Source organism: Prosthecobacter debontii (assembly GCF_900167535.1).
Lineage (GTDB): Bacteria > Verrucomicrobiota > Verrucomicrobiia > Verrucomicrobiales > Verrucomicrobiaceae > Prosthecobacter > Prosthecobacter debontii.
This window is the reverse complement of record NZ_FUYE01000006.1, coordinates 215,932-237,289: the sequence shown is the minus strand read 5'-3', so window position 1 is coordinate 237,289 and position 21,358 is coordinate 215,932. Positions and strand designations below refer to the sequence as shown.

The following is a 21,358-nucleotide window of genomic DNA, read 5'->3' as shown; positions in this document are numbered from 1 at the left end:
CCACGACGAGTGTGACAAAACAAGGCAGAGAAAGTGCCCACCCACGTCTCTTTCACCCGCCGCCGGATGGGAAAATCATCACGAATTCAACTCTGGAGGCCGGGGGGCAGGTTCGCCCCAAAGTCAATACCCCGCCGCATCCAGCTCGGTGCTGAGGTTTTTCAGGAAGTCCTCCACGGTGAACTCATAGGCTTGGCGCCAGTTCGTATCCGTGGCAGCTTGGCAGTAGTTCTCGCCATGACCGCGCACCCGGAGCTGACGCCCGCCGCGCAGGTGCACCACGCACTCGATCTTTGCCTCCAGGGTGATGGTCCACATACCGGGATTCATCCAGGCCCAAAACTGCTGCACCTCCACCTGCAGCGGGATGCCGCCCGCTGCTAGGCTATGGCCACGCCGGGCTAGGCCCTCTGTGAGCAGCGCCTGCACACGCTCCGGCACGGTCTGCCCCTGCACCAGGAGCACATTGCCAAACGCCTGGCCGAAGCTGCCGCGCTGCCGCCCGACGATGCGCTCCTGCGGCGTGCCCTTCTTCGTCTGCCCACCGATGGAGGGGGTGGAGGGTTCATCGGGATTCGTTTCAAACCGCCGCGCATCCGTCACCTGCGTGATCTCAAACCTGCCCCCGCCGCCGAGGCGGCTGCCCTCCGGCACCGTCACCTCCACATACCGTGTGCTGGTGGCACAACTGATGAGCAAGCAACACGGCAGGGCGAGGAGGAGAAGTCGGGGGGAGAGAGCGTTCATAGGGAGTTTTTGGCTCGATGAGTGCACCGCTGATCAGGCCCTTACTGAGGCCCCAACGTCCGCCTCGTCAATGAAAGGTTGGGGTCGCGATCCATCTTTGAGCTTGCGTCCGCCTCAGAAGATTCGGTCAGGTGTGGGCAGCGGCGGGAGGGCTGTCCCCCTCCACCACACAGAGGGCGGTGACGAGGCTGCGGCTGCTGAGTTTCACGGGCTTGCCGCCCTGGCCATCCACGGCCCAGACGCCACGGCCATTGGAGTAGATCAGACTGCCGTCCGATGCCACGGTGAAAGCCATGACGCCGGTCAGCACAGACGTCGTGAGTCCCTCCGGCGTCTGGCGGATGAGTTCCCAGTTCTTCGGCACGGCGGAGGTCATCTCATCCACGGCAGCATCCCGCATCTGCTTTTCCATCCGCACCCAGCGTCCGTGCAGGAAGACCGCTTTCGGGTCCGGCCCCTCGCGCCGTGGCCCCTGCCCTGCTGTCTGCAGCGGCTTGCCAGAAAAGAACACGGAAAACACATTCAAAAACGCCACCACCGCCCGCAGCAGACGGAAAGGAAACAAGAGCACGTCCAGCCCTTGCTGCCACAGCGGCACTCGGTGGAAAGGCACGTAGGGCCGCTTCAGATAATACAGAGATCCGTCACGCCCATAGGCTGGGCAGAGGAAATCATAGCGGTCATCCTCCGCCACCGTCTCCAGGCTCCCTGTGTCCAGGTGGATGCGCTGAAGGGAGGCCGGACCCAGGCCCGCCCACTCCGGGCCATGAGCCTGCCGGGCGATGCCGCTGGTCTGATAGACAAAGCCCCGCTGTCCCTCGGGCAACCAACAGGGGTAGGAATCCAGAGAGTCCCCCTCCGTAAGCTCCTGCACTCCACCGCCGACATCAGGCCGGAAGAGGCCGATCCGGCTATCTCCATGATCCTGGGCCGCCGCCACCAGCCAGACCTGCGTCCCCTCCTCCTGCCGCACATCCAGAGCGGCGAAGCGATGCCTCGGCCCATGCAAGACACGGCGCTCATACTTCTCCGCCAGATCATACACGAACAAGCCACGGACATCCCCCGCATCGATGGCATAGCACACTTGGTTAGGCCCCACACCAGAAGCCACGGCCGAGAACTCGGCAAAAAAGGTATCCTCCACCGTCGCCCCCCCCGAGCCCACACCTCCACGCATGAAAGCGGCCCCGCTGCCACTCCCGCGAAAGGCTTGGCGATCCTCCACACTCTTCAGGCGTTGCTTCAGACTCCGCACGAAGTCGGAGACGATCTCCACCTCACCACCGACTGCCGGCTTCATAAAAAGCTTTCCCTGAGAGATGTAGGCGATGGTCGGCGGCATAGAGCCCGAACCTAAACTGCGGTCCGCTTCGTCTTCAATGGCGGACTCACACCGCGTGCTATTTGACCTCGCCCACGCCGCCGCATCTCCGTTCTTTTTCACAGCAGATCCTTCCGTCCTTTCATGCCGGGCCGATCCATGGGAGCACGCGTGGGTTTGCTGTGGGCCGCTGAGCCGTGGGTGAAGGGAGTACATGCCGACAAGGGGATTCCCAAAATAACAAGGAGGAAGAGCCTGAAAACCATCGCTCACGGCTTTGGCTGGCAAGACGTCTGTGTCAACGGCCCGTTTCAACCCAACCTTGAGCACCTCCGTCCACCAGCGTATGAGAAGCGACTGCCGGATCGACGAACCAAAAATCCATCATCACCTCCAGGCCAAGTGCTCCATAACAACTTCCCGAACGGGCGACTGCGTCATCATTCCGTGAGGTTGTTGAGGTATCGGGTCCGTTCCGCCTTCCGATTCTTGTTCCGCAGATCCATCACCTGGCGGATCTGCTCGGGAGTTAAAAGGGCCAGGAGCTCACTCTCCACATAGAGTTCCAGGCTATCACGGCTGGCCTGGGCATCCTGTTTCCAGCGAGCCATTTGATCACGTGTCAGGGTGAGCTCATTTGCAGGCACGTTTTTAGCAGCCCCCATGTGAGTCTAGAACTTTTCCAAGGTCACATCGTCCACCCAGCCCTTCAGCGGGCCAGAGCAGCCATTGACCACAAAGATCACGTTCGAGCCCGAGGCGTTCACTGGGCGTGCGGGGAAACTGAGTGTCTGCTGCCCCTCCGTTCCATCGGCATTGGCCACATTCACCTGCACACTGCCATCCGTGCGGAATTCCACCTCGGCCCGGATCCACTCGCTGAACTGAAAGTCCGTGGCGATCTTCGCTACCTCCGTTGCCCCGTCGAAAAGAAGCACGGTGGAGTTGCTGTAGCCCTGGTCCGCGCGATAAAACATCACGGCCAGGCCATCGCCGATCTGACCGTTGCTGCGCACGCCGAGACAATGCAGGAAGCGCCTTTGCAGCGAGCCAAAACCATTCACATGACTGAAGGTCGCCTTCACCCGCACGCCCGCCGAGTGATCAAAGCCGCGATAGATGGCTGCAGTGCCGGTGGTCTGAGAATTCTCCGCACACTGATTCACGATCCGCAGCGTGCCACTGACCGCCCCACCGTCCGTCCAGCCCTTATCCACCCGCGAGGTGGCATTCAGCCAGCCATTGCCCACCCCTGCAGCATCAGCGCGGTTAAAATCATCGGTGAAAGCGGTGACGTCTGGGTCTTCGTTTGTGAAGGGCTCGAAAAGCACCTGCCCGGAAAGGATCGGCGAGGTCTTAGCCGTCGTCGGAGGTGTCGCAGTGGCATCTGGCATCTGAGGCAGGAGGAAGAAACCCGCCCCCAGGCCCAGACGTGGGACCAGCATGCCCTGGAAAGCCGCGCTGCGCACCAGAGGCTTGCTGTCAGACGAAAGCTGATCCGCGACCTGAAAACCGCCGCTGAAGTAACCCGTGCTGGCCTTCAAACTCAGCTTGAGCCGCCCTGGATTGGCCTCCGCAGCCGGTAGCAGGACACGGTTGCGTACATCGACCTGCAACGCCACATCCGGCAGGACCGCACTCTGCTCGATGCCACCTTCCGCAAACGACACACGCACATTGGGAGACGTATCTGCCACCCCCAGCACTGCACCCGCCGGAGCCGTGTAGAGCCCCCCCGATAAGGCCAGTGCCACGGGCTCTGCCAAACCGAATCCCTGACGATAGCTGCGCACCTTACTGCTGGCGCTAGGCTTCTTCACCCAATCCAAAACGCCATCCAATGGAGAACCTTCCGCGGAAGTGATCTGGGCTTGCCCGACCACGGAGCCACCCTCCTTTCCATACAAATAGTTATACCACGTCACCCTTCCATCGGCACTGGTGACCGAAGCCGAGGTGATCTTCGTGCCATCGGCCAAGACGCCTGCCCAGCGGGCATTCCCCTTCGCATCCACCTTCAAGCTCGCCCAACCATTGCCCTGGGGAATGCCAGGATCGCCCACCGACTCAGGTATGAGATCCAAAGTCTGCGTGTAATACCCTGCCCACACATTACCCCCCGCCGCCCAGGGATTTCGGTAACCTTCGACGCTGGCTGAGTCTGTGCCTGCCGTGACGATGCCAGCCAACGTGCCGGCCGTGGGATCGAGTTCAAGATCTAGCTGAACGGACTGTAGGCCCTTCCTTGCTAGCTGAGCCTTAATGCGAGGGATGTCACCTGGCTGCATATCGACAAATGCCCTGAAAGGCAAAGCGACGTCTCCTAGCGTCAGTCGGCCACTGACCTGTCCAGCAGTCGTCACGTTCAACTGAAGGCGGCCTCCCAAATTGTCATTCAGGCCCTCTTGGGCTGATACCAGGGCTTCAAAACTCCCGATGACTCCTTGCGGCAGTGAATCGACATCCAGACTCAACACCAGCGGCTCACTACTCCCAGCAGCATTCGAGGCGGACACTGCGATACTGTAGCGGCCTACCTTGGTCGCATTTCCTGAGATGACTCCCGTTTTTGCATCGATCTTCATGCCGGAGGGCAAGCCTTTCGCGCTGTAAGTGACGCCAAGATCCGACGAAACGGATAAAGACGTCGTCGCACTAACCGAGGTCTCCAACTCCGGAGCGACCAACAATGAAGAGGTATTGATCAGACTCTCTCTCAAAATGGATTCAAACCTTGTCGCTGCATCTCCAATCGATTCAGCCTTGTCCAATCCATTGACCACTTTGCGGGCATTAAAGTAATCCGTTACCGTATCGGTGATATAGTTGCCAAGACCAACGCCTGTAAACGAGCCATGAAGCATCCCGTGAGACATGATTCGATACGAAACATCAGCAACGAGAGCCTTATCAGGATCATGCTCCAAATCAATGCCTAAAGAACGACCTAACAAAGAATAGTTACCCCGACCTGTCAGCTGCACATACCCTCGACCACGATAGGTGTAGCCGTCATTTGAAGCCTCATTTCCGTTACCATTCACGCCTGCATACCAGTAATTAAAATAGTCAACCGCTGTTGCAGCGGCATAGGCTGGCTTAGCATCTCTCAATTGCAGGAGCCTCGTATCCCATTTTTCTGGAATCGGTTGGTAAACTCTCCCTGTTTCATGTCGAGTGGTCGCCAAAATATAAGCAGCCCAGCGCAAATGTTTAAAGTTAGCATCCAAAGGCAATCCAGGGTCATTTTCAATATAACTGAGCAGAGTCTCAAGCCCGGAACGCTGATCTGCGGACGGAACTCCAAAATGGAGCTCGTGAAGCGTAAAATAGCGAGGGCGATCAAAGCGCATCAATTCGCCACCATTGACGAGGGTCAATGAAGGGGTTTTCGGTTCTGTAGGCGCTATCACGGTGAATGTATCAATGTTGCTGGGCCCACTTCCAGAGTTCACCCGCACCTGCCATGTGTCACTTTCGAGTCCCACCGTGAGACGGAACGTCATCTGAGAATCACCATTCAAGACCGGCTTATTTTTGATTTTAACAAATTCGTAATTCGTATCGCGATAAGCCACCTCGATGGTGGATGCGTGAGTCAAGCCTTCCCCCTCAAGAGTGAACTCCTGGGCACTCTTGGAACCTGTGACCGTGTAGGGTTTGATGTGTTTCACCTTCGGTTTCGGCTGGCGGCTTTTTTGCCATAGCAATCGGTTCGTCGCCCGTGTGTAGGGATCGGGGCCTTGCCCCGCCCATCCATAAGGATCCACTGGGATTTCACCGTCCCTTTTTTTGACTTCAAAGTGCAAATGGGCACCGACAGACTGCGCCCCGGCCGTATTCCCAGACAGCCCAATCACATCACCGCGAGTGATCTGCTGGCCGACTGTGACATCGATTCTGCTCAGGTGGAGGTATTGGGTTTGATAACCCACATCGGCATGATCCAGGCGAATAAATTTACCGGCGGCGGTGGTGTTATCTGGATCCGTCTTCACGACAATTCCATCTGCTGCCGCACATACAAGTGTGCCCGCCTCTACTTTATAGTCATAACCTCGGTGACCATCATAGTTGAGGGTCCCCGGCCCCGTCATCTGAGTGCCTTGATAGTATCCATTGATGCGGAAGGAGGAGCCGTCAGACTTTTTGAAACTGTAGGGCTTTGAACTCGATTCATTGTAATCCACCACATCCCCCATCTCCCCCGTATAGGCGATCACCTTGGCTTCATCGTTGTTGGCATGATCGAAGACTGAAACAATCTGAGCCGTGTAAGGGTCATACCCACTGAGGGGAAAACTGAAAGAAAAGGCACTTTCTTGATCTCCCAACCGTTCGATCCGAAGCGGAGCTTTCCCTGATGTGGTCTCTGTCGCCGTATTGTTACTCTTATCGACAACGTGAATACCATACCAGTAAACGCCGACAGAAGGAAGCTCATCCGAGAAAGCTCCCTGCACAGGCCCATAACCAGAGGCCGGATTTTGTTTGACCTTCTGCCAATTTCCTCCCTCTGGCTGCCCGCCAGCATCCTTGGTCCGCCACAATTCAACTCGATCGAGGCCACCGCCCCCAGAGTCCGCTACAGTATAACGTAAATTGACGGACTCTCCATCCGATACTGCCAGCGACTGGGCAGTAAATGAAGTCACTGTCGGCAGGGTATGATCCGTAGCGGTGGTCACCGTAAAATTTGTCGGCGAAGACGGCTGCCCATCGGGATTCTTGACCTGGACACTCCAGATATCTGCCACCTTTCCTAACTGGATGTGAATCTGAAGCTTGCCCTCATTGACGAAAGTGACTTGAGAGGAGCTGAGCGTTTTGCCACCTCCGCTCCAAATCACCGACACGGTCGGTTTACTGACAAATCCACTGCCATCGATATCAATGGTCTGAACATCGTTATTAAAATCTGCAACCACCGGAACTCCTCCGTTAATTAGGCTAATCGCCGGGGAAGGAGCGGTCACAGTGAATAATAGTCTCACAGAGTCATTGCTTTCGCCAGTTGCATCCTGCCCAGCCGTGCTTTCCGCGTCGATAACCAGCCAAATGTATTTTTTTCCCACAGATGTGCCTGAAGGAATAATGACCGACCTGTTTTCACTCCGAACTTCGCCAACAGCCATTCCAGATGACTGGAACTCTTTGAGGACAGGATCTGAAGACGACGGCTTGGAGCTGGATGCACTCAGCCTGATTCTTGTTGTAAATGCCTGGGAGGCTGTGCCGCCTTGGTTTTGCAAGTTGTAGGTGACATTGAACGCAGTGCCTATCCCGCCACTCGCCTTGCTTATGGCATAGTTTTCAGGGGTAATATCGGGAGGGAGAATCAGGGGTGCACTCGTGACCGTGGCGTCGTTAGAATAGTTAGAGGGACCGACATTGTTGTAGGCCCTCACACGATAGACATAACTTTCCGAGGCAGCGACGGTGGTATCCACGTAACTCGTGACATTCGCCCCTAAGGTCACCAGAGCCGCCCAACCGGGTGCCCAGAATGGACGGCGTTCGATCTTGAATCCCTGCTCATTGTTAGACGCATCCGTCCATGTGAGTTGAATGGCCTGACCACTCACAGCGGCGGCCAGATTGTAGGGAGTTACCGGAACCGATGGCGGAGCCGGAGGCATGGTGACGGTGATGGTATTCGAATCTGTGGTGCCTTCAGAATTCGAAGCCCGCACATGATACGTGTAGGTCTGCCCGGCATTGAGCCCACTTTGATTGAGGAAGCTCGTGCCGGAAATCCCTGAGATATACAGGCTGCCATCGCGATACAAAGCGTAGCCACCCGCATCGGCGGAGGCGGTCCAGGTCAGTTGCACCTTCGGCCCGGGGAGTGAGGCATCCCACACAGGAGACTGGGAACTAAGAGTAAAACTTCCCGGTCTGCCTGCGGGCGTCGTTAAGCTCGTTGTATTGGTGTATCCTGAGTTCCCTTGGGCATTGTAGGCATACACACGATAGCTGTAACTTGTTTTGGGGCTCGCCGTGTTATCCGTCCAGAAAACACTGCTGCCCGAACCGCTCACCGCTCCCACAGTGGCGATCTGCGACCAGCTCCCACTGCCAATCCGGCGCTCAACCTTAAATCCCTGTTCATTGGAAGATTGATCCGTCCATCCCAACTCCACTCGATAAGCGAAAAACTGGCCTTCGAGATAACCTGGAGTGGCGGGTGTCGCGGGAGGCGCATTCGGCATCGTAATATTCAGCGTATTACTCTGTCGGCTGCCGGAGGCATTACGGGCAATCACGTAGTAGCTGTAACTCTGCCCACCCGTCAGCCCGGTTTCGTTGCGAAAACTTGTGCCAGTAAATGTGCCTGAAGTCGGATAAATCTTGCTGCCATTCCGGTATATTTCGTAACTCGTGGCATTGCTCGAGCTCGTCCAACTAAGCTGCACCGCTGGCCCCGCTGGAGGGGAGGTATCCCAAATAGGTGAGCTGTTACTCAGGGTGAAATTGCCGGGTGAACTTCCTGTTACTTTTGTCATGTAGTCTGCCACCGACCAGCCGGTGGAGTAGCTATCCCAATCCACTCGCCACCAAGTGTAGCCATTGGCTGACGTCGGCCCCCCAATGATCTCCCCCTGCGCCCCTGCGGCGGCTGTGCCAAGAAGACTTCCGCTGGTGGAGGCCGAACTGCGAATATTGAGATTGGCTGAGGCCTGAATGCGGTCACCGATTGTTAACGCATAAGCTCCTGTAACCGGCAATCCCACAGCCCACAGGATCCCAAAAACCATCGGGAGACGAATGTTCATGAATCTTTATTTTAAGGGTTCAAAAAGGCACTAGACCTTTTTACACCAATTGAATCATACACACCTCATTAATCCACCTATTCTTAAATATTGACCAATAATATTCACTAATATTATCAAAACACTCATAAGAACAGCAATCACCGATAATACCCGCGCATGAGCTGGGACCGTGGGCCGACGATCTTCTTGCGCAGATCGATCACCTGAGTGCCGGACCAGCCGTCATGCCAGGCGGAGTCTCCGAACATGGAGAAGGGCTCAAAGGGCACGATGCGCGCAAAGCTGCGGCCTAGCACACTCAGGAAAGTCGGCTTACCGCCCGCAGTCGTGATCACCTTCGTACCCGTGATCAGCTTCCCGAAGCTGCGGCTGAACAGCGTCTCCGTGACGGTGTAGTAAAGGATGGTGCAGACAGCGGTAATGGCGACGTCTTCCAGATGATTCATTTCCTCAACCCAATCCATAAAACCGGAGATATAGCCGACCTCCTCCGCCATGCCCAAGGCGGCGATCACAACCACTAAAACGCCATACACAGCCACGCGATCAATCATCCAATTGATGAAGCGCTTCAGCTTGGAGGCCGTCTCATAGGCATCGGCCAGATTTCCCACCGTCTCCAGATTCACCACCTCCGCCACGGGCGGGGCATAAGGATTCACCGCTTCTTGAATCAGATTCGGGCTGGGCAAATTTTCCATAAGCAGATAAGTAAAGCCCGCATCTCAGCAGGAGTCAGGCCGAATGTCACTCCGAATTTTTCCTCTTCCCTCAGGCATCCCTCCCATGCGAAACTGCGCCCATGAACTCCCGCCCCCCGGTTTTCACACTGCTCGCTTGGTTCGTCTGCGTGCTCGGCCAAAGCCTGTCTCCGGTCCATGGCTGCATTTGGGATAGCGATACCCTGGCCTCTGAACGTGCCCGCTTTCCCGGCATTGACCTGCTCATCACCGGCAGCTTCGCCACGCACTCGCGGGAGTTTCATGAATGGCGGATCGCCCAGCGGCAGAAAGACATCGCCTCAGCCACCGCGATGCCGGAGCATTACGACGACCTCGCCGTATCACAACATAAGTTAGGCCAACATAAAGCCGCCATCGCCACCATGCAGGAGAAGGACAAGCTCGTCCCAGGTCTGTATGAGACGTATTCCAACCTCGGCACCTTTTACATCTACACCGGCGAGCTGCAAAAAGCGCTCACAACCATTGACCAAGCCCTCGCCATCAACCCCAACGCCCACTTTGGCCGGGAGAAATATCAAAAGTGGCTGGTGCAGTGGATCCTAGAAAAGCAGCAGGAGCCGAATAGCCCACAAGAGTTGATCACCGGCTCCACCACCATCGAACCCGTCGGTTTTGCCCGCTTCGTCGCACGCCAGATCTCGGGTGGACTTCCCGCCTACAGCCGACAGAAGCTCAGTCTCTCACCGGACCAACGAACCGCCGCCATCCATGGAATAAGAGGCATGATGTGGTTCGCTGATTTTAACAATCCCCATCTTCAGGAAGCCCTGGGTGATCTCCTCATCGTGGGCGACAGTCAAACGAATGCCAATCGGCTCGCGAGCCTTTGCTACCTGCACGCCTCCCTCAAAGCCACCGATCCACGCGATCAAAAACGCCTAACCATCAAGTGTAACGTTAGCGGTCTTCAATCTCGCGGTTTCGACATCGAAAAGAGCAAAGCCGATCTTCAAAAAGCCCTCAATCACGGTGCCCGCTATCGCGAAAGCGTGCGCCAAGATGAAGTGAAATGGATCGCCGAAGGCCTGGATGCCCAAGCCGAGTTTCAGAAGAAGTGAGGGTGGCTACAAATGTTTAAGGTGGCCTCCGCACATGAATCTCTCACTCCACAATTCGCGCGCGGGAGTATGAGCCAGAATAACGCTCTGGCAAGGCGCGTAGAAAAACCTCGCCATCTTTGGGATAAAGAAAGGTATCACCAGCCATGGGAATGCCAGTTTCATCAAAACGCTCCTTTTCTCCAGGCCGGTTACTCACGGCGTGACCGCTGTCATCCAAGGTCCAAACGGCAGTCACTACCTGTCCCTCTTCACGCAAACTTAAAATTTCGACTTTCATGGCACGTCACTCAAGGTTTTGATTTCTTTGTTAGCCTTCAATTCGGCAGGAAGAAACGCATTGATCTCTGCCAGCTTGAAGTTTCCATATCTACCTCGAGATAACAAGACTTTCGCTCGGGCAAACAACCCCACGATCGCTGAGGACTCAAGATGAATAGATAGCTTGTTTTCGATTTCGGACTGGTTCTCCACAAACCTCCGTAAACGCTCTAGGTTGGGTGCTCCGATCAGTTCCCCCTCTCGAGGTCCGTAGTAAAGTTTGGAAACCACTCCTGGGTTCGCACTCAACGCCATACCGTTGTCAATCAGAGCCACATCGTCCACTTCGCCGGATTCATTCAAATGAACTAGATAATTGTTCTCATGCCGGTCCGCATGAAGAAGCAAGTCATCCATTAACTGCCACTCCTCAGCCAGGGCGTCAGGAAGTCGTATAGGATAACAATCCTGTTTAGATATCCGCAGTGGTTTGGGCAACCACTGAGCTTCCCCGCCTTCGATCATTCCAGGCTTGTAGAGTTGAGCAGATCCTGTCACCCCTTTGTGGGTCACAAGTCCCGTCGGAGGGATGATACTACTGTTCAAGTAATCTGCAATAAGGCTGGCGGCTATCTCTCTCTTCCACTGAGTACCAGGTGCCACGCCTGCACGCTGCCGTTTTTTCACCTCACCCACTTCGGGTTTAAAAACCACGGTGACTCCATTGGTTAGTTTCCAAGCCGAGTTAATACCACCATGAATCTTTTCCGAACTGCGATAGACAGCTTGCTCAATCTTCTGACGCATCATGCTGGCATTCTCAGCCGGATCCTGGGCAGCATGGCTGAACTGTAAAGCTGGCTGGATGCCACCTGACTCGGATGAGGGTTCAGCATATCTGGCTGCCGTCGCTTTTGGAGACGCCTGTGACACGGGCTTCACGGCCGCCCCCCGTGCCCGGTTCATCATCTCGCGCACCTGAGTGTCCAGGTCTTTGCCTTTCAGGCGGTCGATGCCCCACTTGGCCATGAGATCGGTGGCAGCTTGTTTCAGGGTCTCCCACATCTGCTTGAGCAGCGGCTGGCTTTCCAGCAGGCTCATGTCCGTCTCTGCCTTACGGGCGAACCATTCCAGAGCGAGTGCGTCGGCATCCCCCGCGAGCTCCCGATAGCCCTCTTCCTTGGCGATGGCATCCAGTTCCGCGTGGGGAATCTGACTCCGCAGGGCGTCCCATCGTTGGCGATGAATGCCACCTTCACCTAACAAGACGTTCAACCCATCATGGCCAATCCGTTCGTGCAAGATCACGCGGGCCATGCCTGAACGCACGCTTTCGTGAGGTCGAAGGGCGATGTTTTCGGCAATGATGATCGTCTTGCCCGTAGCCTTATCAAAGAAGCCTTCGGCCGTAGTGAGGGCTGCACGCTGCTGATCCGTGAAGGGATTCCGCCGTGCGTAGTCCGAGGCCAGCAGTTCCTGCACACTGCTGAAGATGTGCGTGTTTTTATGGAGCAGGCCGGGCAGCTTCTTATTGAGGAAGCGGGTCGCTTTGGCAACGGCGGAGCTCAGTGTGGTGGGCCGTCCGGATAGGGCGTCACCCACTCGCCGCGTCGATACGCCTCCAGCGCGGCTCGGTGCTCGGCTATAGTAGAGACGCCGTGCAACCGACACCAACCGCTCATCTGATTGCCCATTTTGGTTTCCTCGGGCGTCTCGACCCTCATCAGGCAATACAGATCGAATGCGCTGCCCGGATCGTCCTCCCTGTAGCGCGGATCCTGTGACAAGGGCCCTAAGAAGTGTTGACGCGCCAACTCCACTAGCTCCGGGTTCCAATCGGTCCACGAGAGATTGGAGAGTTCTTTGGGTAACGGGGGTCCCTGTATGGCCATCGATGATGTTATTCGTCGTCGGATCATGCGTCAAATGGCTCAGGTCCACAGCACGCTGGCGGGCCTCGGCCATGACGTAGTCGTGCTCCGCGCGCAGCAGCAGGCCGAGATTATAATCGTGGGCACCCTTGCGCCATCCTGGCACCTCCGTTTTCGAACCGTCATCTAAATCCATCAGTCCATTCAGGTGGTCTGTGCTCTTGTGTCTGAGCGCACTGGAGATCATCTGGCTGATCCGTCGTTTTTTTGCGATTGGGCTGACCGTTCCGTCCGGAATGAATTTGAAACCGTTATTATGCGCGAAGGTTTGCACCATCTGATAGACCTGCGACCCACCTCCAGATTTCTCTGCATTGCTATTTAGACCTGCGGCATTGATATGCACGGTCTTCCTCTCTTCATTGATAACGACAAAAGCAGAGCCGTTCTTGGCTTCTACATTAAAGGCATATCCGCCGGGGAAGCTTTCGTGCTCGCTGATAATATTGATCGCATGATCTTTTTGTGAATAGGCATCTGCCACATCATCCAGGGCTTCACGCCAGTAGCTATTGCGGCTATCACCCTGAGTGGTCGGCTTGTTTTTCCCGAACTGGAAGGCTTCTTCAGACTCCGCCAAGGTGCGATGCACATTGACAACCTCATCGTTAGGCCGGGACTGACGCCCGTGGCTGAATTGCAGGCGCTCGTGGTCTTGCGGCTTCGGCTCAGCGGCCACAGTCTCTGGATTGGCGGAGACGGAGGGGGTGGCCTTAGGGTCCGCTTCTTGAGTAGAAGTTGCCGCCCCAGGGGATGAGACACCAGGCAGCGGATCAGCGGAAACATCGGCAGCGGGATGGGCTGCCGCCGACTCGACGGTGGAAGCTGAAGCACCTGGTAAGGAGGAAGCCGAACTTGAGTCAGAAGACGCACCATCGGCCTGAGAGAAGTCAGGGTCGCCGCTCGATAGCTCAGGCACCTCTGCCGTGTGCTCTGTCCCCTCGATACTAGGGCTCGATTCACGCCCCGGGATGGATCCGGGGACGGTCATCGGCAGACCGAGCACCGCCTCCATGCCACCGGCTTTCAGCGTCTGCATGGGATCGAACTCTTCTCCGTAATAGGTTCCGTCCAACCATTGGGAGCCGACATCGGCGGCCATCCCCTCCAGGCCACTTTTAAGGGTATCGTTCGTTAGGTTTCTCCAAAAACCGCCCTTGCCGCCAGGGATCAGCTTTTCAGGCACGATGAACTCGCTGCCCAGTTCCACGGCGGTGTAAAGGCCCGCCCGCAGGCGGTAGTTGCTACGGATCTCATTGGCTTCCTCAATTTTACCTTCTTTCTCCAGCACATCCGCACGGGAGAGCTGGTCCGTCACTGAGCCGCCATAGGCACTGACGCCCATTCCCGTCATGGTGGTGGTGGTCAGCAGCCCGCCACCCTTCATCAAGGCTTGCCGGGCAGCGGTGGAGAAGAAACCCGCCCCACCGCTCGCCGCAGAGGCGAGGAACTGTGGGGCCATGCCGCCGGCACCTTCCATCAATTCAGAGGCCAGTCCGGCCTGTTCCCCCGTGCTTCCCGGCAGATACTGGCGCAGGTTCTGCATGTGCTCGCGCCACTCATCGCGCTCGGTGGCATCACCCGTGAGGTCATTCCAGGCGACTCGGCTGTTGATGTAAAAGCCGGACCATCCGCGCAGGAAGTCTTCCGTCAGACCGCTTTTACCCAGCCTCTCTCCAGCGGGAGACTTCACCAGGGCATCCATGATGTTTCGAGTCATGAGGATGCTGCGCGCCTCAGGCTTGCGCAGAAAGTCCACTTCTTCCCGTGCTTTCTTCAAGTCGTTCCGCACCTTCATGCGGGTGGAGGATTCACCTCGATGATGCCTGTCCAGCGGAGTGGCATCGAAGCGATCCACCTGGGCTTGCAGTTGAGCGACTTTCGCCTCTGCCGTCTGCATTTTTTCCGCCATCACGGCATCGGTCAGGAGCGGCACGGTGACGCGTGTGATGGCGGTTTCTTCATCCACGTTGCGGTAGTTCACCTGCACATCCACCTGCTTCCCCCTCATCACGGGCTGGAAGGTGGCGACTTCCACCCCATTTTTATCTCGCAGGGGCTGCCAGGAGCTTTGTGTATTGGGCACCTGCCAGAGGCTGCTTGTTTCCAGAGCACGCAGTTCTTCCGCCTGCTTCTTAAAGCCACCCATGGCTTCAGGATTCCCCCCGTTCGCCTCATAAGAGGCCCAAAAGGCCTCATAGTCCAGAGAGCCTTCACCGAAGGTCCTCAGCGCCCAATCTTGCACGGCGTCTTTACGCACCTCTTTCAGCATCGTGCCTGTCAGTTCATTCAGGCGATGCGTACCTTTCATGTAGCGCTCCGTCTCCGCTTCCCCCAACACGGAGGCGGCTTTCTCCTGCATTTGTCGGCGCCAACCATGAATGAACGTGGCTGTCTTTTCGTGAGAAAAGCCCCGCTCATAGGCCATCCCGACGATCTCCTGCAGGGTCGGATTGTCCTGCCAGGGGACGTCGTCAGCCTCCATGCCATACAGCTCACTGGCGCGGGTCTCCCAGGCCTCATGATGAAGGAAGGAGTATTTACTGACCGCCTGCCCGGTGACGGGGTGGAAGACCGTGCCTGGCGGAGCCCTGAAAATCTGCTCACCGCCCCCAGAGTCCAGAACTACCTTTTGGTAGGCCAGAGCTGGATCTTCGTTTTTTTTTTCGCTGAGGAGCTCTTGAGCCAGTTTCACCACACCTCCGGCTTTTTCCGCGCGCCCGTCGGTCAGAGACTGCCGGAGGGTGTTTTTAATGCGCTCCACCTCAGCCGCCCGAGCCGCGAAGCTCTGGGGCATCTGCTGGCCAAAGTGGATTGAAAGACGCGGGGCCCCCGTATTACGGGCACTGTAGGTATCGTGCATCCAATAACGATCCAAGTCATTGCCGCCAAAGATCTGCTTATCCACGGCTTCAAAGGCGAAGCCCAATTCCATGTTTGGATTCTCGACTCTCTCCTCCAAAGCCGACAGGAGTTGATGGGCCTCCCGCTTGCCGAAGCTCAGTCCGATGAAGTCTTGGGTCCATTCCAGGCTCTGTCCCTCGGGGTCGTCTTTGGCATTGTAGTTCTCCACGAGAGTGCGCGCCCATTGAAACAACGCAGGCCGGTCCAGCGAGGCTTTGCCCTGCTTTGCAGAAAGGTAGTGATCCAGCGCCGAGATCATCACCGGATCCGCGTGCCGCAGGGACGGTAAGCCCAAATCCTGCAACTGAAGTGCGGCATCACTTTTACCCTCGCGGATCTGATCCAGATCCAAATGATCCAGGGCCTCTCGTGCGGCCCTGACCTCTTCTCGGCCTTTACGCACCCAGTTGAGGTGAGCGGTCTTGATCAGCTCATCGCGGTCCTGCGGGGCGAGTTTGAGGAAGTCTTTGTCCTTCCGCCTTTCAGCCTCTGTCAGGCTCATCGGCTCATCGGCAGCTAGGTCTTCCCAGCGGTAAAGATTCCCGCGATAACGGATATCGCGCTCCAACTTAGCATAGTCTGCGTCATTGAGCCCGCCAGACTCACGCTCTTGCTGGATGTAGCTCAGCGCGCCCTGGGTATCCCGGGTGTTTTTCAATGAGTCTTGGATCTTGGCCACCCCCTGCTGATAAAAGGCCGCATCAGACTCCTGCTTTAACTGATCCGCTTTGGCTTGGGAAAGCACGCCAGCCTTCACCCCCACACTCAGAGTCGAAGCCAGAGAGCCGCGGTCCCCCGCGGCGGTGGCCTGCTGGACACGCTCCACCACAGCCTGCTCAGCCACTTGATTTTTCCGCTCCTGCACGCGGTTTTGGATCCACTGAGGCTTCAGGTGAGAAAAGACCGCTAAAGCACGCTGCAGCCCCGTCTGCCCCTGAGTCGTCATGCGCGGCGTGATCTGTGAAATCTGCTTCTGCAAGCCTTCATGTTCCTGATTGAAGACGGACATGGCTTGATCCGCATCGGTCGTCTCCTCCACCTGCTTAGTGATGCGGTCTGAGCTGGCCTGAATCAGCCGCTCACCTTCGAGCAGACCGTTCACATCATCGGCATTGAGGGAGTCCTTCTCCTTCGGCTTGAAGGCAGACACCAGATCGGGAGTGACTTTTTCTGCCAATTCACCGACGGCTTGGATCGCCTTACCCAGGCCTGTATCACCGGCGCTGAGATCGGGAGTGTCTGCGGTGTAATCACCTGTTTTACGGAGCGGCACTTGGCCGTTGTTGGCGAGAGGGATGCGTGCTGGCATGATCTCAAAAAATGGTTTTTAAAATTACAATTGGTTATTCAAGAAAAGGTCCGAGAGCCCTTGTAGTCCGTGCTGCGTAGGAGGGTCTGGCCTGAGGAGGTCGGCTTCGAAGAGGGGCTGCCTCCGGCCGGGGCTTGGCCAGACGACGGTTTTGAAAACTTGCCGTAGGCGTCCGAGACGGTGCCAGCCAGTCCGGTGATCAATGAGGCACCCGCCTGCTGGCGCATGAGGCTGGCTTTACTGCGTGCCTCATCCAGCAGGCTCTGCCCCTGATAGCCCAACTTCCACTGATCGAGATTCGCATCCCCGGTGAGGTCGCTCATGTTACGCTGGTGCGCTTCCACGGTATCCGCCATCACCTCGATCGGCGTGCCTGTGGTGGCGACGAAGCCTGTATTGGCTAAGGCCGCAAACTGAGCCGCCCGCTCCCGCCGCTGCTGCTGGGCTAGACGACGCTGATTTTCCGCCAGCTCCGCTGCCTTGCGCTGCCGCTCCATGGCCAGCGCCTTGGCCTGAGCCTCGGCATTCATTTCGGTCTGCTTCGCCGCTTCACGCTGCTGCTGATAGGAGACCACGGAGCCCGCAATGGAAGCGATGGTGCTGACCGCATAAGCGATCGTCAAGACGGCATCAGCACCGTAGGCGAGGAAAAGACAGTGATTAAACATGGTGAAGGCAGATGACGTGTTCGGTTTCTCCAATGACCCAGCCCGCTCGTGCAGCCTCCTGGGCCACGCGTTTGTTGAGGAAGACCCGCAGGAGCTGGTAGTGCAGGCCGCTGTCTTCGTTGATGATCCGCACCCAATCGCGGATCGTGGTTTGCAGGGCCTCCCAGGCCAACCGCACCTCTGAGATTTTCGTTCCTGGAGCCGAGTAGAGGAAATCTAGTTGGATCACGGGGACGTCCAACATCATGAACCCCCAGATGACCAGCACCGGCGTCACCTCCTCCCCCACATACTTTTCACATAAAAACCCGTGCGGTGAGAGCAGGGCATGGATGATCTGATGCCCGTGAGCCACAGCCCATTGCTCGATCATTGGCAGATCCTCCGCCTGCACCTGCCGCACGATGTAAACGGCTTCACTCATGCAGAATCTCGGCGGATTAAGCGGCGAGATTGCAAGCGGTTTCCACACAAACCGCACTTTTTGTTAACCGCCGCCCATATCGAAGTTCAACACCGCGCCAAGGATACCGACAAAACCCGCATCACGGATGAGCAACGTCATCTGAGGATGCCGTGTCCATTCGAAGGTCGTGCTGAGCACATCCGTGCTGCCCGTGTAGCCCTCCGTGGTCAGCAGACTGTGATAGGCCGGGTATCGCTCGAACTGAGCCAGGCTGATGTCCTGCACGCCAGCGATGTCCGCCGGATAAGGCTTTTCAAAAAGCTTCAGACCATAACCGCAGTAGCGGAAGAGCTTCAGTTGCATCCGTGTCAGCCGGAAGAGCTTCAACAGAGAAGTCCCTTCTTGCAAGGGCACATCCAGCCGGGTCGGGGTGAGCACGGAGCTGTAGGACAGCCCCCACAAGGTTTTGGTGGGGTAAGCACTCGTGTTCTGCACTTGCAGCGTGCCGTCGGAAGGCACCGTCATGGCACTGGCGGTGCGTAAGCCCGGCGTCACCACCTGACGATTCTTGAGATGCGGGATGGAGTAAGATCGGCCTCCTCCATAGCTCACCCCCGTGACCGTGATCTGAGAATCCATAAAGCTGTCCAAAAGCTGATCCACGCTGACACCGCTGGAGGATGCGGGAAGACTCAAGGTGCTGCGTGGGGCGCCAAAGACCCACTTCATCTGCTCAGGATTGAAACGCTCGATCAACTGCTGGCCATTACGACGGACCACGAACCAGATCTGATCCGCGTAGTCCCCATGCAGAGTGGCCACGGAGAGAAACTGATCCGGCATGCTCACATCCCCGGTCACATGCCGATGCCAGGCGGTGATCTGCTGCTCACGATCATAACTGAAGCCCACTAGGGCACCATCCTGCCGCACCGCCCAGAGAGTGGGATCTGGGGAACTCTGATAAGCCAACTGCTGGATGCCTGTGCCACTAATGTGCTCTGCCAGCAGGGTCATCTCCGGCGCGGAATAACCATCGATCTCGAAACGAAAGGCGAACTCTCGGAATTTACGCCGATCCCGCTGGCACCAGATCAGCGTCTCCGCGGCACGGATGGGCTGGATCCCGCAGGAGCCATACTGAGTTCTCGGTCTGGCGCGAAGACTTGTGGGCGTCAGCGCGAGATCCTCCGTGCCACTGTCCACCGTCCACTCCTCTCCGCTGGTCCCCACCACCAAGGCCCGGTTAAAGGAGCACAGCCACTGGATATCATTCGACTGCACCGCCGCCAGAGTCAGATCCATCCCCGAAGTATCCAGCGAGCCTGGCATGAAATTGTAATAGTCCTCCACCTGGGAGGCCCACATGCGCGCCGGGTAAGAGCGCGTGCCGGCAAACCAGAGCCGGGAATCATGAAAGCCCACCGCACGCGGATATCCATCCTGAGCCGAAAACGCCGGCTTGTAGAAGATGGAGGTGCTGACTCCGATGGCATTCGGCGGTGGCAGGGAATTCGACGGCATGATGATGCTGCCCTTCACCTCGCGTTTATTCAGGACCCCGGAATTATAGACATTCGACTCGATCTTAAACGGCAGAGCCAGCACCGACGTCGCAGGCTCCAGGCGCACTGTGGCTCCGGCACCTCCGCTGGTGAATTCGACATTGATGCGATACCACGCGCCTGCCGCCGGCGTCTCACCCGTCCAGGAGATGTTACCATCGTGATTATCACTGGTCACAAAGGAGCGGATCTTTTGCCAGGTCACCCCATCCAGGCTCTCTTCCACAAAGATGGTGCCGATCATGGCGTAGCCCTGAGCCCAGTTGGTGGTCAGCAGAAAGTCACCTTGGAAAAACATCTCTTCAGAGACCGCCGTGGCGGTGGTAGCGAGCTTGGCATAAAGACCGCTCGTGCCCACATCCACCCGCCAGATATTCCCCACATCTTCTTCGGTGAAGACATCCCCCGTCGCCACCAGCTTGAAGTCGATGCCCGAGAGGTCCGTATCGGCTTCGGAGCGTGTCCAGAAGCTGGTCCACGTCTGGCCGCGCACAGGCTCATTCCCGCCGACTAAGCCGTAGCGCCCCTGCACGGCGGCGGTGGAGGTATGCGACTTTCGCGATTGAAAGATGCCTTTGCCGTAGCGCACCTTCGCCCCGGCCGGATAGCTTTTCCCAGCCGCCCATTTCGGGATGGCCTCACCACTACTGCCTCGGTTCCAGATGGCGATCGAAGCGGTGTTCTCGAGGCTGGGTTTGTTCGTGGTGGTCGAGTTCACGCCACCTTTGTAACAGGTATAAAGCACCCCATTATCCCCGATCACTCGGGTGCCTTTGGCATACGCAATCCCCGTCACCCATTCATCCACATCATACTGCACTTGCACGTTCACCGAAGATTCGTTCACATCCAGAGTCGGTGCGAAGTCAAAAGGCACTGGCTCCAGCACCCAGCGCAGTTCCTCATGCCGCGTCAATCTCAGGGGATGATGGTTCGGATGCGTCAGGATCAGCACATCATTGATCTGACAGACCTGAAGATCGAAGATCTCAGCCTGCGTCCAGGGAGTCGGCACCTCATAGATGATCTGATTGTTAGGTGCGACCCCCAAGGAAAGCTGATACCAATAGGCACTGTCTCCAGCAAAGGAGGAACCCGGGCTGTGCCGTTCCCGACAATAATAGGTATTGCCCCCCTCACTCAACAAGGTGCCCGCCTCGAGGTAGTGCACCTGCCAATAGTCTGACCAGAAGATGCTAGTCCCATCGGTGCCATCGCCTGGTCGATTGTTCGTGGTCGCCGTGTGAGCCTGCGTGCATTGATAACTGACGTTGTTGTAGTGGCGGATCGTCCCTACGCTATAGGATTGCCCCGTGACCCACAGAGTGCGCGCGAACATCACGGCTCCGCTCGCCACCAGAGGCTTCCCCACACCGGCCACATCACGCCAAAAGCGGATGTAACGATCTCCCATCTCCAAGGCCAAATTCACCTCCGTGGAGCGGCGAAACGAAATCAGCCGGGTATTCTGGGTGTTGGACTTGGCGAATCCACAAAACTCCGTGCCGGGTCGGCGGAACACGCCGCCGTAGGGACGGACGATGAAGTTCTGGAGGATGCGGCAGCCGGAGCTGTATTTCGCCGAGTCCACCCGTGCATCCATCAGCGGGGTCACTTCCCCACCATTGAAATTCGCCTGGATTTGATTGATCATCTTTTC

Annotated in this window: 11 protein-coding genes; 1 reads left to right on the top strand and 10 read right to left on the bottom strand. The window is 57.1% G+C overall.

Annotated features, from left to right (window positions below; all coding sequences use genetic code 11):
- Positions 1-123: 123 nt before the first annotated feature.
- From B5D61_RS11160 to B5D61_RS11140, 5 genes are all read right to left on the bottom strand, one after another.
- Entirely contained in the window at positions 124-747 is a 624-nt protein-coding gene (locus B5D61_RS11160; RefSeq protein ID WP_078813472.1) for a hypothetical protein, read from the bottom strand.
- A 127-nt stretch (positions 748-874) separates the two neighbouring features.
- Entirely contained in the window at positions 875-2,092 is a 1,218-nt protein-coding gene (locus B5D61_RS11155) for a TolB-like translocation protein (protein WP_078813471.1), read from the bottom strand.
- Between the two features lie 419 nt (positions 2,093-2,511).
- Positions 2,512-2,682 (bottom strand): hypothetical protein, encoded by a 171-nt coding sequence (locus B5D61_RS26275; protein WP_176159362.1) that lies wholly within the window; start codon positions 2,680-2,682, stop codon positions 2,512-2,514.
- Positions 2,683-2,742: 60 nt separating this feature from the next.
- The gene (locus B5D61_RS11145) at positions 2,743-8,847 is read right to left on the bottom strand and encodes a peptidoglycan DD-metalloendopeptidase family protein (protein WP_078813469.1); all 6,105 of its coding nucleotides are present in this window, start codon (positions 8,845-8,847) and stop codon (positions 2,743-2,745) included.
- 140 nt (positions 8,848-8,987) lie between these two features.
- The gene (locus B5D61_RS11140; protein ID WP_078813468.1) at positions 8,988-9,551 is read right to left on the bottom strand and encodes an RDD family protein; all 564 of its coding nucleotides are present in this window, start codon (positions 9,549-9,551) and stop codon (positions 8,988-8,990) included.
- Between the two features lie 101 nt (positions 9,552-9,652).
- On the opposite strand from B5D61_RS11140, the gene B5D61_RS11135 reads away from it, so the two are divergent.
- Entirely contained in the window at positions 9,653-10,654 is a 1,002-nt protein-coding gene (locus B5D61_RS11135; RefSeq protein ID WP_078813467.1) for a tetratricopeptide repeat protein, read from the top strand.
- 43 nt (positions 10,655-10,697) lie between these two features.
- Here B5D61_RS11135 and B5D61_RS11130 read toward each other — a convergent pair whose 3' ends face one another.
- From B5D61_RS11130 to B5D61_RS11110, 5 genes are all read right to left on the bottom strand, one after another.
- On the bottom strand, positions 10,698-10,934 hold the full coding sequence (locus tag B5D61_RS11130) for a hypothetical protein (protein WP_078813466.1): 237 nt from the start codon (positions 10,932-10,934) through the stop codon (positions 10,698-10,700).
- Positions 10,931-17,059, bottom strand: a complete 6,129-nt coding sequence (locus B5D61_RS11125; protein ID WP_078813465.1) for a hypothetical protein — start codon at positions 17,057-17,059, stop codon at positions 10,931-10,933. The genes B5D61_RS11130 and B5D61_RS11125 overlap by 4 nt, the downstream gene beginning before the upstream one ends.
- 38 nt (positions 17,060-17,097) lie before the next feature.
- On the bottom strand, positions 17,098-17,727 hold the full coding sequence (locus tag B5D61_RS11120) for a virion core protein, T7 gp14 family (protein WP_078813464.1): 630 nt from the start codon (positions 17,725-17,727) through the stop codon (positions 17,098-17,100).
- Positions 17,720-18,151 carry a hypothetical protein gene (locus B5D61_RS11115; RefSeq protein WP_078813463.1) on the bottom strand — a complete coding sequence of 144 codons (432 nt, stop codon included), beginning with the start codon at positions 18,149-18,151 and terminating at the stop codon, positions 17,720-17,722. The genes B5D61_RS11120 and B5D61_RS11115 overlap by 8 nt, the downstream gene beginning before the upstream one ends.
- A gap of 63 nt (positions 18,152-18,214) precedes the next feature.
- Positions 18,215-21,352: a carbohydrate-binding protein gene (locus B5D61_RS11110; protein ID WP_078813462.1), complete on the bottom strand. Its 3,138-nt coding sequence runs from the start codon at positions 21,350-21,352 to the stop codon at positions 18,215-18,217.
- Positions 21,353-21,358: the final 6 nt, after the last annotated feature.

What these genes read in the sequence shown, in the direction of transcription:
- B5D61_RS11160 (WP_078813472.1), bottom strand. Translation starts at nt 747, where the DNA reads ATGAACGCTCTCTCCCCCCGACTTCTCCTCCTCGCCCTGCCGTGTTGC.
- B5D61_RS11155 (WP_078813471.1), bottom strand. Translation starts at nt 2,092, where the DNA reads ATGCCGCCGACCATCGCCTACATCTCTCAGGGAAAGCTTTTTATGAAG.
- B5D61_RS26275 (WP_176159362.1), bottom strand. Translation starts at nt 2,682, where the DNA reads ATGGCTCGCTGGAAACAGGATGCCCAGGCCAGCCGTGATAGCCTGGAA.
- B5D61_RS11145 (WP_078813469.1), bottom strand. Translation starts at nt 8,847, where the DNA reads ATGAACATTCGTCTCCCGATGGTTTTTGGGATCCTGTGGGCTGTGGGA.
- B5D61_RS11140 (WP_078813468.1), bottom strand. Translation starts at nt 9,551, where the DNA reads ATGGAAAATTTGCCCAGCCCGAATCTGATTCAAGAAGCGGTGAATCCT.
- B5D61_RS11135 (WP_078813467.1), top strand. Translation starts at nt 9,653, where the DNA reads ATGAACTCCCGCCCCCCGGTTTTCACACTGCTCGCTTGGTTCGTCTGC.
- B5D61_RS11130 (WP_078813466.1), bottom strand. Translation starts at nt 10,934, where the DNA reads ATGAAAGTCGAAATTTTAAGTTTGCGTGAAGAGGGACAGGTAGTGACT.
- B5D61_RS11125 (WP_078813465.1), bottom strand. Translation starts at nt 17,059, where the DNA reads ATGCCAGCACGCATCCCTCTCGCCAACAACGGCCAAGTGCCGCTCCGT.
- B5D61_RS11120 (WP_078813464.1), bottom strand. Translation starts at nt 17,727, where the DNA reads ATGTTTAATCACTGTCTTTTCCTCGCCTACGGTGCTGATGCCGTCTTG.
- B5D61_RS11115 (WP_078813463.1), bottom strand. Translation starts at nt 18,151, where the DNA reads ATGAGTGAAGCCGTTTACATCGTGCGGCAGGTGCAGGCGGAGGATCTG.
- B5D61_RS11110 (WP_078813462.1), bottom strand. Translation starts at nt 21,352, where the DNA reads ATGATCAATCAAATCCAGGCGAATTTCAATGGTGGGGAAGTGACCCCG.